A 15,531-nucleotide genomic window follows, 5' to 3' on the forward strand; every position below is an offset into this window, starting at 1 on the left:
TATAATATGTCTGTTAATAGACAAAGTATTTTTATAATCAAAGTATTTTTTTATTTTTTGTCTAAATACATATTATAAATTTCATTTCAGGTCAACTGTTATGAATCAATGGGAAAGAGGGTTTTTTATGTCTTTAAGCGTTAGGAATTTAACAAAGAAGTATGGAGATAAAGTAGTTGTTGATAATTTAAACTTTGAAATTAATGAACCAGGGGTTTATGCCCTACTAGGTACAAACGGCGCTGGAAAAACAACTGCATTACGTATTATTTTAGGTATGAGATCTAGTAATAATGGTGAGGTATTATGGAAAGGGAAACCATTAGTTGCTGTAAGTACAAATATTGGCTATCTTGCAGAAGAACGTGGATTATACCCAAAATATGCTCTACTTGATCAATTATTGTATTTTGCTAAGCTTAGAAATGTTCCTAAGAAAACAGCTTTAGAGCGTATTGAATATTGGTCAGAGCGATTAGCCGTTACTGAATATGTATTTCCTCCAAAAACAAAAAAAAGAAAATCTTCAAAATCTAACAATGCTGAACAATTGTCTAAAGGGAACCAACAAAAAATTCAATTAATGGCTGCTTTGATTTCTGATCCAGAGTTAATAGTTCTTGATGAACCTTTAAGTGGGTTAGATCCTGTTAATACAGATTTATTTAAATCCATCATACGAGAAGAAATTGCTAAAAACAAATATTTAATTATGTCCAGTCATCAAATGCCAACCATTGAAGAATTTTGTTCTGATATAACAATATTAAACCGTGGAAAGGCTGTATTACAAGGGAATTTAAATGAAATTAAGAAAAGCTATGGTAGAGTTAATCTTTTTGTTAAAAGCGATGTAGATATTTCATCATATATATCATCTTTTAACCTTACTATTGCTAATAAAACACCAAGTGAATTTCACTTAAAAGTTGAAAATGAAGAACAAGCTATGACATTTTTGTCTAAGTTGATTCAAGACAATATTCCAGTTGTAAAATTTGAATTACGTGAACCGTCATTACACGAAATATTCATTGAAAAGGTGGGGGTCGTTCATGAAGAAGAGTAATATTTCTGGTTGGAAGGATGTCTTCTCCTTTACGTTAATACAAATGCTTAAGAACAAAGCATTTATAATTACTTTTGTTGTATTGGTTTTGTTCGCTTTAGCATCCACACCAATTTTAAATCTTATTACACCTAGTGAACCTGATGATATAGATTCTCCTAACCCTGTACAAAAAATTTATGTTATTAATGAAACTAATTTAGTTGGTTTGGATTTTACTAATTTATTAAATCATAAAACAATGGATCATATTGTAATTGAGATAATGGATGAATCCTATGAAACCATTACAAATAGAATTGAAGAAAATGAACAAGACTCTATTATTTTAACCCTTAGTGAAACTGAGGAAGCTTATTTCTTAACCTTAGAAAAAGCCAGTACAGGGCCTGTTAAAAATTCTAGTATGCATCTGTTATCCATTGAAATCAGGGAACAGTTTGAAACCCTTTTAATGACTCAATTAGGCATATCAAGGGAACAGCGTATTATAATGACTACGCCTATCGAAACAAAAGTAACTATGGTTGATTTTAATGGAACAGAAATGATATATGAGGATACTTCTATCTCTTTTAATGAGTATTGGTTTATCTATGGGGTACTCTTTCTTATACTAATGATAAATATCTTTGCTAGTACTCAAATTGCAACTTCTATTGTAACTGAAAAATCTACTAGAGTCGTTGAATATTTGTTAATTTCTGTTAAACCTCTAGCCTTAATGGTTGGTAAAATAATAGCAATGTTAGTGGCTGTATTGTTACAGTTGATTTCTGTTTTTATTGTTGTCACTATTTCTAATAAAGTATTTGCAGGGAATGGTCAAAATCCCCTTACAGAATATTTACCTAGTGATATGTTTCAAAATTTGAATATTATTAATATTGTACTATGTATCATTGTCATCGCCTTAGGATTAATTTTTTATGGTGCTTTAGCCGGTGTAGCAGGTGCAACTGTTAGTAAACTTGATGAAGTAAATGAAGGCCTTACAGTATTTACTCTTATTAATCTAGTTGGGGCTTATATTGGATTAGGGGCAAGTGGTGTTTTAATGGGTAGTGGCATCAATACATTCGTAATATTTTCATTTTTGTTTCCATTATCTGCTCCTTTTATATTACCAGGTTCTATCTTAGTGGGTAGAGCAAGTCTTCCTTTAGCTGCTGGCGCTATTGGATTACAAATATTATTTATTATTTTATTGTTCCTTTTTGTTGCTAGAGTTTATGAAACCCTTATACTTCACAGTGGCAACAAGGTTAAACTTAAGGAATTAATTAAACTTTCTAAGACTGTGTCAAAGGAGGATTTATAATATGAAAAATAATTTTAGAGGATGGACCTCCGTTTTTAATTTTACATTTAAGCAGTCTACGAAACTAGTCGGTTTTAGGGTTGTTACCACTCTTATTTCTGTGCTTATATTATTAGGTCTTATACTTATGAACGTGTTAATGGCAAGGTCTGATGCTAAAACAGACCCATATGAGTATATGGATCCTTCTGAATATGTAATAGATGAAATAGAACGCTCCCCTATTAATACGGTTTACATTCTAGATAATAGTGGCTTAGAAGCTACTGATTTTAATGAGTTGCTAGAGGATATTACAGATAATCAATTTGCACACACTGAATTTGTAACTGTAACAAATCAATCTAGAGATGAAGTGGTTCAAAGTGCTGCCCAACATTCCAACCAAACCATTGCAGTAATCATATCTCTTAGTGATACAGGATATGAACTAGAGGCAATTGTACCCTATAATAGTTTAATTAGTACTTGGGAGGCAGAATCTTTCCTTTGGCCAATGTTATCTGCCTTTGATTATAATAAAATAATGCAAATGGGTTTAACAGATGATCAACTTAATGCTGCTCTTAAACCTATTGTTACATCTCACTTAGTTATAGGTGATGAAACAAATGAAATTGCTAATATGATTAAGGTAGTAGCTCCTATGTTTTTTGCTTTTGTACTATATATGATGTTAATCTTATATGGGCAAACTGTTAGTAAATCTGTTTCTTCTGAAAAAGTATCAAAAATTATGGAAACTTTGTTATCCTCAGTACACCCATACGCTATAATAACAGGTAAAGTACTCGCAATTACTGGAATGGCCATTCTTCAATTTTCTATTTGGATTGTATCGGCTATTGTAGGCTTATACGGTGGCAATGCTATTGCACAAGGGATTTATCCTGGTTTTGAAAATACCGCTATAACAATAATCAACTTCTTTAGAGATAATATTGGTGAAACAGCATTTACATTACCGGCTTTTGTATTGGCCTTAGTATTTTTCTGTGTTGGATTTTTATTTTATTGTGTCCTTGCAGGCCTTACAGGGTGTATTGTTTCTAAACCAGAAGATGTTGCTTCAACACAATCCTTATTTGTTTTCCCTATCATTATTAGCTGGTTAGTAAGTTACTTAGCCCCAGGTATGGGTAATCAAACATTGATAGGCATTATACGGTATATACCTTTTACTTCACCATTTTCTGTTCCTGTTGAAATCTTAACAGGTTCTATAAGTTATATAGAAGGCATTATCTCTTTACTTGTTCTATCTCTATTCTCTTTGTTTGTTATTATGATTGCAGGGAGAATTTACAAAGGCCTTGTATTATATTATGGTCAGAAACTAAGTTTTAAAATGTTTAAAGAAGTATTAATAACAAAAAGCAATCATTAAAAACATACAAAAGAGATTGTAGTGAATGTATTCAACCATTCATTACAATCTCTTTTTCAAAATCTAAACCATCCTATTAGGGTCTATTCCTTGACTAATCTCTGCTGTTAACATGCCTTTATCTTGTAGGATTTGTTTTAATGTTTTACTTTGTTCCTCTGCTTCCATACCTATCTGAGATGCCATATCATAACCTATTTTAGGACTTAAGCCAGTTACTAGAGCAAGACTCTCCTCCATCCATCTTCTACACTTTTCTTCATTTGCCTCAATGCCACTGATACATTTTTTAGTGAGTATTTCTATTGCATTTGTAAATATTTCAAGAGCGTGAAGAAATGTATAGGCAATCATAGGCATCATAACATTAATCTCTAGTTGGCCTGCTGTTACCGCTGTAGCTATGGCTGTTTCGTAGCCAATGATTTGGCAACATACCATATGCGTCATTTCTAATATAGCAGGATTTATTTTTCCTGGCATAATGGTTGAACCAGGTTGCACAGGTGGCAGGGAAATTTCTGCTAATCCAGTTCTAGGTCCAGAACTGAGCAAACGTAAATCGCTTGTTATTTTAATTAAATGGATCGCCAATTCTTTAAGGGTTAACATACAACGCATAGGTTCATTCATATTTTGCATAAAGGTAAACATATTGTTAGGTTGACGAAATGGCAGACTTGTTCTCTTACTCACTTCTTCAATAATCTTAGGGATATAGCCCGGTTGTAGATCTATAGATGTACCAATTGCATTACCCCCTAGACCAAGTTGGTACAATGCGTCTACATTTGCCATCAGTTCATCATAGATGGATTTAATAGTTCCTGCATATCCTGAGAATTCTTGTCCTAATCGAATTGGAATCCCATCGTGCAAATGTGTTCGCCCAGATTTTAATACTGGCATAAATTGATCCGCTTTTTTTTGAAGCTCTTGGTGCAATTGTGAGAGGGCTGGTAAAAACTTTTGATTTAATGTTTCTACTGCAGCAATATTTAAGGCTGAAGGAAAAGTATCATTAGTTGACTGAGACATATTTACATCATCATTGGCATGGACTTGTGTACTGCCTCCTAATATCTCAGAGGCACGATGGGCTATGATTTCATTGGCATTCATATTCTGTGATGTCCCTGCCCCAGCTTGATACACATCCACAACAAAATCCTGATCCCATTTCCCATCAATGACTTCTTCTGATGCTTGTATAATTGCTTTTCCCAGTTCTGGTGACAGAGTCCCTAATTCAACATTAATGGTTGCTGCAGCAGCCTTTATAATGCCTTGAGCTCTAATAAATGAACGGGGTAATCGTAGTCCACTTATAGGAAAATTATCTAATGCTCTTTGAGTCTGAGCCCCATAATAGGCTGATGAAGGAACCATTACACTACCTAGCGTGTCTGTTTCTATTCTATATTGATTGTTAGCATTCATCATCTCATCTCCTTATATACTATTTTTTGTATGCCTTCTTATCTTTAGTATACCCATTGCATTTACTAGTAAACTTTCATTTCTTGATTTTGAAAGCGTAAAAAGGGATACTTTGTATATCATACAAAATATCCCTTTTCTTCTATACTATTCGTTTTTTTCTTCTAGTAATCATTGTACCAATTAGGTGTCTGACTCATAACTCTCCTATCATCACTAACTTGTGCTACAAAAACATTACTGCCATAACCGAGGAATTCATTTTCAACCATCAATGTGCTCTCATCGATGAATCGTGTTTGTTTTGGTCTATTGTTAATATATACAACACTCCAAGGGGTAAATCCTACACCACTTATTCTAATATTATCTTTTTCTTGACGCGCATTCCTAATCTTAATATCCGTGACACCCATTTGCATATCAATAATCTCATAAGGATTTATACCATTAAACACGTATTGATTGCCGTATAACATATCATATTGTAGCATTAAAAGTTTATCCTCATAATCTTCTTCATTATTATAGGCCTGATGCAATTTTGTTAATGTGCCATTATTGATGCCAAGGAGCTCCAACACATAGGCGCTTAACTGGTATGTTGTTAGATCTTGATTTATACTTTCTATTGGAAAGTTACTCCAAATAACATACTCTGTTTCAAATAGATCTCCATTGACTAAGTCATCATCTGTAATAGACAAACTTGGTAAATGATCTCCGAATATTACTACTACTACAGGTTCATCATAATGAGATAATTCTTCCGTAAGGTTTCCAAGAAATTGATCTACCTCATAAATTTGATTGATAAAGTATTCATACGGTATGACTTCAATATCATTTTTACTTCCTGTTACTTTTATTTTTTGATTGCTATCCACCTCTACCCTTGGGTATTTGCCATGGGCTTGGACAGAGATAGCATAAACAAAATCTTTAGTATCCGTAGATTCCATAGCTTTAATAATCTCAGTTGTTAGGATATCATCCTTCGCCCAACCAATAGGAGAATACTCAACATTACTCATGTATTCAATTGGAATAAAGGTATCAAACCCTAAATTAGGAAATACTGTATGTCTGTTATAAAATGTAGCGGTATTATTATGTATGGCATGACTTTTATATCCCAGTTCACTTAGATTGTAGGCGATGGTCTCTGCCGTTGACGAAGTAAGTATTGTTTTATAAGGGTATTCTCCTAAACCAAAGTAACTTAGATTCATCCCTGTTAACACTTCAAATTCTGTATTTGCTGTACCAGCTCCTATGGATGGTACTTTAAGAAATCCTGAAGGAAAATCTTCTTTTAGTTGAGTAAAATAGGGTACTGGGTTTTCTGATAATTCTAACCCTTTTATGTGGTTCACATCAAAAAAACTTTCAAGTTGTACCATCACTATATTAGGCCTTCTTTGAGGCGTGTTGCTGTCTTCTATATTAAGTACTGATACTATTTCATCAATGTTTTCTTCTGAATAGTTTTCAGGTCTACCAATACCTCTATCTATTAAACTTGTAGAAAAACAATAAGCAAATCCATATTCGTTATATGCATCAACTAAATTTCTAAAAACCCTTGCTGATGATATTTCTGAAACTGAAAAAATTAATATTAAGGTTGAACTAACACAGATAAATGTTTTGTAATAGGGCACTCTATTTTTAGGCAATTTATTCCAAGCCATGACCAATCCCATAATAGACATTATCAATATTCCTAAAATCATCATAATTTGAATGGTATTTAAATAAATATCAATAATACCAAATACTGATTTAAGAATATAAAAATCACTGGCTGAGAGTGGTATTGTTCTATAGCTTAATAAAACAAAATTAGCTATTCCAAAAGCTATCCAAATAGTAGATATTAAAATAAGAAAAAAGTGTCTTCTAATGAATAACAATGAAAGTGAAAGTGTAATAAGTATTATTAGTGTATTATAAAGAAATATGTAAGGCCTAGTAACAATGTAGTCTATTGTTCCAAAGATAGAATGTCTTATGGAAACTTCTAAAAAAACATTTAACACTGTTGCTATAATCATTAATTGTATAATAGGATTAAAGTAACCTTTTCCACTTTTATTATATGTTGTATTGTTAATCTTTTTTAATAAATCAAATCCATCGTATTTCTTTAACATATGTCATCCCAAACCAACTTTCTATATATATAGTCATTCATTTTTTTATTACATATAATCTTATAATAAACATGTAAATAATATGCCTCTTAACAAAAGCCATTACAACTTATTATTATATCAAATTTTACAATGTTTGACTAATATTTTCTCTAAAAAATCAAAAGATAATAAGCAAAACTTATTATCTTTTTATGTTTCTAGCATTCCTCTTTATAAATGCAATAACGCCAATACTCATCACAAAAGTCAATATCAATATTTTGTAAAGGCTTACATTGATATCAATTAAATACCCATATATTAATTGCCCAGGTGCAACACTGGCCGTTGCTATGGCAGTAGAAAAAGCACTGACTTTACCAAGCATATCTCCCTCTACTTCATTCTGAATATAAGTTAAAGAAATGATATTGGATAACGCCAAAGAAAACATAATGCCAAATCCGCCTATAGCGTATAGTCCAATAATTAAAAATAAATTCCCACCACTTAAATATGTAGATACCACCATAGTTATAATGGCCAGTACCATAGGGTACATTGTTTTATGTATTATACGCATTTTAAAATGCTTTGGTTTTAATGTAATCAATAAACCCCCTATGATCATACCTAGAACAAATGTACCTTCTACAAAGCCATATATGGTAGATGACACATTTAATTGTACTTTAATAAAATAGGGAGATACAATACTAAGTATTGGTACTACGAAAATATTTGTTAACCCGTAGGAAATGATGATGCCTAATACCACTTGCTTCTTTTCTTTAAGATATATAAAACTTCTTTTCATTTCCTTAATCGATTTTACAAGGGGATTTTTCAGTTTTTCCTTAATTTCTAGATCAGGGATATGTAAAAACAACTCTAAAACTGCTGCTAGAAAAAAACTAAAACCATTTACAATGACAATTATTTTTATGTCTACAAAACTATACAATAATCCTGCACATATAGGTCCAATCAGATTGACAATAGAGCCAACTTGTTGAATAATGCCATTGGCTGAAGCCAGTTTTTCTTTTTCAACAATCTGTGGAATACAAGCTGTAACTGATGGGTTATATAAGGTATATACGATTGACAATATAAACATAACGCTTCCTACAATGATGGTATTGTCTTTTCCATTAAACAAGATGATGGCATATAGCCCTATTAAAGCTGTACTAAATAAATCCAAATAAAGCATTATTTTTTTTCTGTTTATTGTGTCTGCTAATAGCCCTGCAATAGGGGCGAACAATATATATGGAATCGTAGAAAAGGCTAATATTCTTGAAAAAACAGCCGCACTACCTGTTAAATCTAAGATATACAAAGACATACAAAATCTTTGAATGGCATTCCCAAACAAGGAAATAATTTGCCCAGTGACCACGATTAGAAAATTTTTATTTTTCATTGGACCCCCTAATAAGCTCAAAATCTACGCATATTGGGTACTTTTTATTTTCACTTAATTGTAACTTTACATCAATGCCATAAATGTCTTTTAAAGTATCTTTTGTAATGGCTTCTTTAGGATTACCCTTACAAATGATTTTGCCGTTTTTAAGGCCGATAATATGACTTGCAAATCGACAGGCATTGTTTAATTCATGGAGTACCATTACTATGGTGATGTGTTTTTCTTTGTTTAATTTTTCAAGGACTTGAAGGACTTCTAATTGATAGGACATATCCAAGTAGGTTGTTGGTTCATCTAGCATAATGATATCTGTTTCTTGTGCCAGTGTCATAGCAATCCAAGCTCTTTGTCTTTGACCACCAGATAAACTTTCTATTGCTCTATCTGAAAAATCTTTTAGACCTGTTTCTTCTATAGCCCAATCTATAATTTCTTTGTCATGGACGTTTAAACCGCCAATCATTTTCTGATGTGGGAACCTACCATAAGCAACCAGCTCTTTTACAGTAATCCCAGATGGACAGATGGGTCCCTGAGGTAAAAAAGCTACTTGTGTTGCAATGGTTTTTTCTTTTTGTTTTTTTATATTTTTTCCATTGATAAAAATTTCTCCACTTTTTGGTTTTACAACCCTAGCGATGCTTTTAAGCAAAGTAGATTTGCCACACCCATTCGCCCCTATAATAATACTAATTTGACCCTTAGGGATGGAAAGATTCATATTCTCTATAATCATATTGTCTTCATAAGCTACTGATAGATTTTGTACACTAATTGCTTCCATATACTACTCCTTCATCATTAAATAAATAAAATATGGCACGCCAAATATTGAAATTGCAATCCCTACAGGTATTTCGATTGGTGAAAACAAATTTCTTGACACTGCATCTGCAAGTAAAATAATCACCATACTAACCATTCCAGATATTACTAAATATTGCTTATGATATGGCCCTACTAATCTTCTAGCAATATGGGGTGAGATCAATCCGATAAAAGCCACATTTCCCGCAAAAGCAGTGGCACTTCCAGCAAGTATAACGGCGTAAACCAAGAATTTTTTTCGCTCTTTATTCAAGTTTAGCCCTAGAGAAATAGCGTGTTCATCTGATAAATTAAGAACATCTAATTTCTTATAATTTAATACAACTAGGATAACCATCAAAAAAACCAATGGCAGAATTATTTTTACATAGTTCCAGCCAGCCCCCCAAAGGCTTCCTGATGTCCAGATTAACACTCTATTATAATCACCAACACCACCTCTAAATGTAAAGAAAGTGATAAAAGCATTAAGGCCTGCATTTAATCCAATCCCTATAAGCAACAACCGTATAGGTTTAATACCATTTCTACTAGATAGAAGATAAATGCCTATAGCCGAAATCCCTGCTCCAATAATAGCCATAAAGGGCAAGACATAAATGGATAATGGCCCTAGAGCATTATAATAATTAACACTACTAAATGATATAAAGATCACTGCTGCCACTGCCGCTCCTGCATTTATTCCAATGATACTTGAATCGGCTAAATCATTTTTAGTGATGGTTTGTAATAAAGCTCCTGCTGTAGATAAGGCGATCCCTATAGCAATTCCTACTAGCATTCTTGGCAATCTTATATCAAATATGGCTGTATTTTGAAGTCGTGTCCCTTGTCCTAAAAAAGTCTTAATAATATCTAAAGGCCCAATCTTGTAAGATCCCCAAGACAAATAAGTTATAAAAGAGACTAATAATAAAAGCAATAAAAGAACTAGGGTTAATTTAAATTTATTTCTTTTCATATTAGCCTCTCTCCCTTCTAGCCAAGATGATAAAGAATGGTACACCTATTAATGCGGTAAATATACCAATTGGTGTTTCATATGGACTATAAACCATTCTTGCTGCTATATCTGAATAGATTAGAAGAATAGCACCTAATAAAAAAGAAAAAGGTATATTGATTCTATAATCTTCACCAAACAACTTTCTGATGATTTGTGGCACAATGAGACCTACAAATCCTATGTTTCTACCAACGGCAACGGCAGCTGCACACATTGGAATCATAAGAAATAATGTGATTAACCTAGTACGTTCAGGTTTTTCTCCAAGACCTATTGCCACATCGTCCCCTAAACTAAGAATATTAATCTTTTTGGATAAGTAAATTGCCATACACAAACCAAATATGCCAACAACTGCAACAAGGTTAAAGTCTGACCAAGTGGCATTTCGAAAACCTCCTGCAACCCAAAAAGCAATAAGATGAGATTTATTAGATAATAATCCGATTATGGTTGTTAAAGAGATAAAGAAAGTACTTAAAGCAGTTCCAGCTAAAAGTATTTTCGTCATAGAATTTCTTTTTGTTTTCATTGATAAAAAACCTATAACAATCATGCCACTAAAAACAGCACCTATTAATGCTGCCATCATAACATTTCTTGTATTTATTGTTATCCCTATTGCATAAAAAATAGCTATAACCAAAGTAGCTCCCTGGCTAACGCCAAGGAGTGTTGGTTCTGCTATTGGATTTCTTGTAACACCTTGAATCATTGCACCTGTAACACCAAGAATACCACCTGTGAACAAAGCACTAAGAACTCTTGGAATACGTACATCTCTTATTAACATAAGATCAAGGGTTTCACTATAATTAAAAATACTATTCCATATTTGAGTTATGCCAATAGGCGTTGCTCCTAAGCTTAAACTTAGGAATAGACCTACTAATAATATGGATACACTCAAACCTAAAAAAAGAATTATGTTTTTATTATTTTGTCTCATTTAACATCGCCACTATTTCATCTAAAAGTATTTCTCTACCAATAGAACTATAACCTTGAATAAAATAAGGTGAAGCAGGTAAAGTCACAACATTACCATTTTGAACTGCTGGTAGATTATTCCATATTGTACTGTCTAAAAGCAATTTTACATCTTCATCTGTAGCTATTAAAAAGATATGGTCTGCTTCTATTGTTGCTAATCCTTCAAAGGTAACTACTGGTAAACTAATATCACTTTGCTCTGGCATACCTACTGGTTTTTTTAATCCCATATCTTGATATAAAACGCTTCCAAATCCAGCACCATCAAAGATAAAGAATGAACCACCACTGGCTAAGAAAGACAAATAACTTGTATCTTCCCCATATGCTTGTCTAATTTCAATGCCAACTTCTTCTGCCCTTTGATTGTAATTTTCTAACCAAGTATTTGCAATGTCTTCTTTATTAAATACTTTTGCTAAGGCTTTTACATCATCTTGCCAATTCAGGGCTTCTAATTGAATCATTACTGTAGGTGCAATTTTACTTAATTGATCGTACATTTTTTCTTGTACTGTAGAAATGACAATTAAATCAGGGTTTAAATTCATTACAGCTTCAATATCCATTGTATCTTGCATGCTATATCCTAAAATAGTAGCGCCTTCTAATACTTCTTCTAGATATGTAGGGAATTTTGTATAATCGTATGCATCACTATTGGCAGTTCCAATTACTTTATAACCAAGTATTGATAAGATATCACTATTACCACTTAAATCAACAATACGTTCTGGACTCTCTGGAATCTGAACATCGCCTCTAACATCTGTTACAGTTACGGTCTTTACCTCTTCATTCTTTTCTGTTTCATTGTTTGAACAACCAACGAACATAATCATAGCCAAACAAACAACTAAAAGTGTTTTTACCTTTTTCATTTATATCTTCCTTTCAACTTAACTTCATTTTTTTGACAAAATTTATTGTATATGATTATCATTCTCATTTCAATATCTGCAACTCATTTAATTATTTTTGCATCTCTTATAATTATTTTTCTTGAATAATATAAAGTTATATCCTATAATCTTTTTTATAGATTAGGAGGATTCTTATGATTGTAAACTCTAATGAAGCATTTAAATCTGCTGTTTTAAATCAATTAACTTTTGATAAATATGAGCATACTCATTACACTTTACATACCAATAAAAAAAAGCCTGAACTTGGGTATCTCATTAGCTATACAAGGAGGGGGTACTACAACTTAGGCATTGCAGACTACACTATCCCAGAAGATTTTTCCATTTCATTTGATAACCCAGAGCTGTTGATGCGATTTGGTCTTGTTTATAAAGGTGTTACAGAATTTCAGATTGAAAATAACCCTGTTTCTTCCTTTACACCTGCTTCATTTTTCGTTGTTGAAAAAGATTTAAAAGGGCATCAAACTTGGAAAAAGGGGCAACATTTTCATGGCATAGAAATAACCCTATTTGAAAAATACTTTAGGGAAGTCATTGAGCCTAATTTTCCTAATTTAATGGACCTTGATTATTTTATTAAAAATCACACTTACATTTATTTGCCTTTAGAAGTTGTTGAGATCATCCGACAACTCCAAACATTGACCAATGAAAATGCATTAAATAATATCTATCTAGAAAGTAAAATACTTGAGTCTCTTGCTATTTTAATCAATGAAGTGACTAAGTCTCCAGAGAATGCTTTTACCAATCAGATTAACTACGGTAATATCCGTATTGGTAAGAACAGAATTATAAAATTAACCTCTTCTGATATCCATGCTATTCAAAAAGCTCATGATATACTAGAAGAAAATTATACCAATCCACCAAGCATCAAAGCATTAAGTAAGATGGTCTTTTTAAATGAACAAAAATTAAAAGCAGGTTTTTCCAAACATTATCATGTGTCCATTGGAGAATATGCTAACCATGTCAAAATGACAGTTGCTGCAAACCTACTCTCTACAACAGATTTAAGCATTGAAGATATTGCCATAAAAGTTGGTTACAATTATTCTGCTAACTTTTCAAAAATGTTCAAACAAACCTATGGAAAAACACCTTTACAGTTTAGAAAAACAAAGTAAAAAAGATTTTAGAAGTGTTATTTTCTAAAATCTTTTTTTCATGTATTACATTGATTCACTTAATCCTTTTATCATTTCATTTGGCAGTATCTTTTCTATTGAATACTTTCTTGCCTCAACTTCTGATAATACTTTAGCCCATTTTGCTCTTGATTCTAATTTTGCACCTGGTCCCTTGCTATTATACTCAACAAACTCTACTGTCGCTTCTGCCTCTACTTTATTCCAGTTGTGCCAGCCTTCTCTGTGGATGTGCTTATCCATCCAACAATTAATATAAGCTACTTTTCCTTCATTTCGCCATGGTCTCCCTAGGTAGACCGTTTCTTCTTTTGCATCACTTATTAAATCACACTCAATAAATACATACCCATAATCTTGGTTAGCAGGAGTAGATGGTGCTGTAATATAGGCATTTTCTTTCATATTTCTATCAATGGCTTCTATAACACATTTATAAAAAACAGTTTTTGACGAACCAAAAATAAAATCAATATCACCTTTTATATAACAATTGCTATAAAGTTGACAGGTTGGCTTTCTTTCTAAGTGTTCCCCTGGTCCCTTAAAACCACCAGGAATAATTTCTTTCAATGGTAAAGGTCCTGTAAAAAGGGTATCTTGGCTACCTAAAAATTTACAGTTATTAAATACAGCTTGATCCCCATTTGCATACACTGCTATGGCTTGTCCAACAATTGTGCCGGGTCCAGCTGAATTTTCAAAAGTAATATTCTCAGCCTTAAAATGATCTCCACCAATAAAAACAGTGTAAGACCTAAAGGTTCCCATTAATTCTTCACCAAATTCTTTTTTACCATAGTCATTGTATGTAATTATCGTTTTATCTTTAGATTCTCCTATAAGCTCTATATTAGATTGCTCTATAAAGAGTTTTTCTTTGTATGTCCCGTTTTTAATTAAAATACGAACTGTCTCATCTTTATACTGACTTGCTGCATCAATTGCTAATTGAATACTTGTATAATTGCCACTACCATCTAAAGAAACTATAATATCTTTCATCATATCCTCCTTAAAGCCACTGTTATATCTTCTAATAATTATATAACAGTAATAGGAAATGAACAACTAACAGTATTCAATAATTTCTGTATTCAAAGTATAAAAAGATATAGAAAGAGAAAACTACTCTAGATACTTATATTAATAAACGAGGTGTTTCATATGAAAAAATTGCTTTATATCACTTGCAACACAAAGCCTGAGATATTATCTACTAGCAAATCAATTGGTAGGGAATTTGTTGCTTCCTTTTTAGAAAACAATAAAGATGTGGAAGTTAATGAATTTGACCTTAATGATATCTCTTTGCCAAAGCTTCATTATAAGTATTTTAAAGAGAGAAATTCTCTTGTAGATACTGAATCTTATAACGCTCTATCTTTAGAAGAAAGAGCTAATGTTGACAGAATTATTGAACTTTCAAAAGAATTTAAGGATGCAGACATCTATGTTCTCGCTGTACCTATGTGGAGTTTGATGTTTCCTGCGCCATTAAAAGAATACTTAGATTGTATCATACAAAAAGATATTCTTATAAAAATTGGTCCTGAGAAAGTTGAAGGATTATTAGATGACAAAGAACGAACCATGGTATACATTCAATCGTCAGGTGGCAGTATTCCATGGCTATTAGAAAGAAAAATAAACCACGGGGGTACTTATATTAAGGACATCTTCAAATTTTTAGGAATTAAGCATTTCAATGAAATATTAGTTGATAATATAGGATTTACTAAAGAAGAACATGATAAGGCCGTTGAAAAAGGAAAAAAAGAGGCCAAAGCCTTAGGCATAAAGCTCTAATCCTCTTATCATATAATTCTCC

Annotated in this window: 13 protein-coding genes; 5 read left to right on the forward strand and 8 right to left on the reverse strand. The window is 32.3% G+C overall.

From position 1 onward, the window contains the following. The first annotated feature begins 127 nt into the window (after positions 1–127). Genes EDC18_RS07070 through EDC18_RS07080 form a run of 3 tightly spaced genes read left to right on the forward strand, consistent with a single transcriptional unit; the run spans position 128 to position 3,777 of the window. Positions 128–1,069, forward strand: a complete 942-nt coding sequence (locus EDC18_RS07070; RefSeq protein WP_132251691.1) for an ABC transporter ATP-binding protein — start codon at positions 128–130, stop codon at positions 1,067–1,069. Further along, on the forward strand, positions 1,056–2,390 hold the full coding sequence (locus EDC18_RS07075; protein WP_132251693.1) for an ABC transporter permease: 1,335 nt from the start codon (positions 1,056–1,058) through the stop codon (positions 2,388–2,390). The genes EDC18_RS07070 and EDC18_RS07075 overlap by 14 nt, the downstream gene beginning before the upstream one ends. Position 2,391: 1 nt before the next feature. Continuing rightward, positions 2,392–3,777: an ABC transporter permease gene (locus EDC18_RS07080; protein ID WP_132251695.1), complete on the forward strand. Its 1,386-nt coding sequence runs from the start codon at positions 2,392–2,394 to the stop codon at positions 3,775–3,777. A 63-nt stretch (positions 3,778–3,840) separates the two neighbouring features. Here the strand turns inward: EDC18_RS07080 and EDC18_RS07085 are convergent, their stop codons facing one another. The 7 genes from EDC18_RS07085 to EDC18_RS07115 all read right to left on the reverse strand — a co-directional run bounded on the left by EDC18_RS07085 (position 3,841) and on the right by EDC18_RS07115 (position 12,501). After that, complete coding sequence (locus EDC18_RS07085) at positions 3,841–5,220, reverse strand: class II fumarate hydratase (protein ID WP_243115085.1); 1,380 nt, start codon at positions 5,218–5,220, stop codon at positions 3,841–3,843. A gap of 161 nt (positions 5,221–5,381) precedes the next feature. Beyond that, positions 5,382–7,373 (reverse strand): LTA synthase family protein, encoded by a 1,992-nt coding sequence (locus tag EDC18_RS07090; protein WP_132251697.1) that lies wholly within the window; start codon positions 7,371–7,373, stop codon positions 5,382–5,384. A gap of 184 nt (positions 7,374–7,557) precedes the next feature. Further along, positions 7,558–8,784 (reverse strand): MFS transporter, encoded by a 1,227-nt coding sequence (locus tag EDC18_RS07095; protein WP_132251699.1) that lies wholly within the window; start codon positions 8,782–8,784, stop codon positions 7,558–7,560. Then, positions 8,774–9,574, reverse strand: coding sequence for an ABC transporter ATP-binding protein (locus EDC18_RS07100; protein WP_132251701.1), 801 nt, complete (start codon positions 9,572–9,574; stop codon positions 8,774–8,776). Before EDC18_RS07100 ends, EDC18_RS07095 begins: the two co-directional genes overlap by 11 nt. A gap of 3 nt (positions 9,575–9,577) precedes the next feature. Continuing rightward, positions 9,578–10,582 (reverse strand): FecCD family ABC transporter permease, encoded by a 1,005-nt coding sequence (locus EDC18_RS07105; protein ID WP_132251703.1) that lies wholly within the window; start codon positions 10,580–10,582, stop codon positions 9,578–9,580. 1 nt (position 10,583) lies between these two features. Next, positions 10,584–11,576, reverse strand: a complete 993-nt coding sequence (locus EDC18_RS07110) for a FecCD family ABC transporter permease (protein ID WP_132251704.1) — start codon at positions 11,574–11,576, stop codon at positions 10,584–10,586. Beyond that, complete coding sequence (locus EDC18_RS07115; protein WP_132251706.1) at positions 11,563–12,501, reverse strand: ABC transporter substrate-binding protein; 939 nt, start codon at positions 12,499–12,501, stop codon at positions 11,563–11,565. The genes EDC18_RS07110 and EDC18_RS07115 overlap by 14 nt, the downstream gene beginning before the upstream one ends. A gap of 176 nt (positions 12,502–12,677) precedes the next feature. Here EDC18_RS07115 and EDC18_RS07120 point away from each other — a divergent pair, with 176 nt between their 5' ends. After that, positions 12,678–13,679, forward strand: a complete 1,002-nt coding sequence (locus EDC18_RS07120; protein ID WP_132251708.1) for a helix-turn-helix transcriptional regulator — start codon at positions 12,678–12,680, stop codon at positions 13,677–13,679. Positions 13,680–13,724: 45 nt separating this feature from the next. Here the strand turns inward: EDC18_RS07120 and EDC18_RS07125 are convergent, their stop codons facing one another. Continuing rightward, complete coding sequence (locus EDC18_RS07125) at positions 13,725–14,705, reverse strand: pectinesterase family protein (RefSeq protein WP_165878510.1); 981 nt, start codon at positions 14,703–14,705, stop codon at positions 13,725–13,727. A gap of 162 nt (positions 14,706–14,867) precedes the next feature. Between EDC18_RS07125 and EDC18_RS07130 the strand changes: the two genes are divergently transcribed. Then, positions 14,868–15,509 (forward strand): FMN-dependent NADH-azoreductase, encoded by a 642-nt coding sequence (locus EDC18_RS07130; protein ID WP_132251709.1) that lies wholly within the window; start codon positions 14,868–14,870, stop codon positions 15,507–15,509. Positions 15,510–15,531: the final 22 nt, after the last annotated feature.

Source organism: Natranaerovirga pectinivora (assembly GCF_004342165.1).
Taxonomy (GTDB): Bacteria; Bacillota; Clostridia; order Lachnospirales; family DSM-24629; genus Natranaerovirga; species Natranaerovirga pectinivora.

What these genes read in the sequence shown, in the direction of transcription:
- EDC18_RS07070 (WP_132251691.1), top strand. Translation starts at nt 128, where the DNA reads ATGTCTTTAAGCGTTAGGAATTTAACAAAGAAGTATGGAGATAAAGTA.
- EDC18_RS07075 (WP_132251693.1), top strand. Translation starts at nt 1,056, where the DNA reads ATGAAGAAGAGTAATATTTCTGGTTGGAAGGATGTCTTCTCCTTTACG.
- EDC18_RS07080 (WP_132251695.1), top strand. Translation starts at nt 2,392, where the DNA reads ATGAAAAATAATTTTAGAGGATGGACCTCCGTTTTTAATTTTACATTT.
- EDC18_RS07085 (WP_243115085.1), bottom strand. Translation starts at nt 5,220, where the DNA reads ATGATGAATGCTAACAATCAATATAGAATAGAAACAGACACGCTAGGT.
- EDC18_RS07090 (WP_132251697.1), bottom strand. Translation starts at nt 7,373, where the DNA reads ATGTTAAAGAAATACGATGGATTTGATTTATTAAAAAAGATTAACAAT.
- EDC18_RS07095 (WP_132251699.1), bottom strand. Translation starts at nt 8,784, where the DNA reads ATGAAAAATAAAAATTTTCTAATCGTGGTCACTGGGCAAATTATTTCC.
- EDC18_RS07100 (WP_132251701.1), bottom strand. Translation starts at nt 9,574, where the DNA reads ATGGAAGCAATTAGTGTACAAAATCTATCAGTAGCTTATGAAGACAAT.
- EDC18_RS07105 (WP_132251703.1), bottom strand. Translation starts at nt 10,582, where the DNA reads ATGAAAAGAAATAAATTTAAATTAACCCTAGTTCTTTTATTGCTTTTA.
- EDC18_RS07110 (WP_132251704.1), bottom strand. Translation starts at nt 11,576, where the DNA reads ATGAGACAAAATAATAAAAACATAATTCTTTTTTTAGGTTTGAGTGTA.
- EDC18_RS07115 (WP_132251706.1), bottom strand. Translation starts at nt 12,501, where the DNA reads ATGAAAAAGGTAAAAACACTTTTAGTTGTTTGTTTGGCTATGATTATG.
- EDC18_RS07120 (WP_132251708.1), top strand. Translation starts at nt 12,678, where the DNA reads ATGATTGTAAACTCTAATGAAGCATTTAAATCTGCTGTTTTAAATCAA.
- EDC18_RS07125 (WP_165878510.1), bottom strand. Translation starts at nt 14,705, where the DNA reads ATGAAAGATATTATAGTTTCTTTAGATGGTAGTGGCAATTATACAAGT.
- EDC18_RS07130 (WP_132251709.1), top strand. Translation starts at nt 14,868, where the DNA reads ATGAAAAAATTGCTTTATATCACTTGCAACACAAAGCCTGAGATATTA.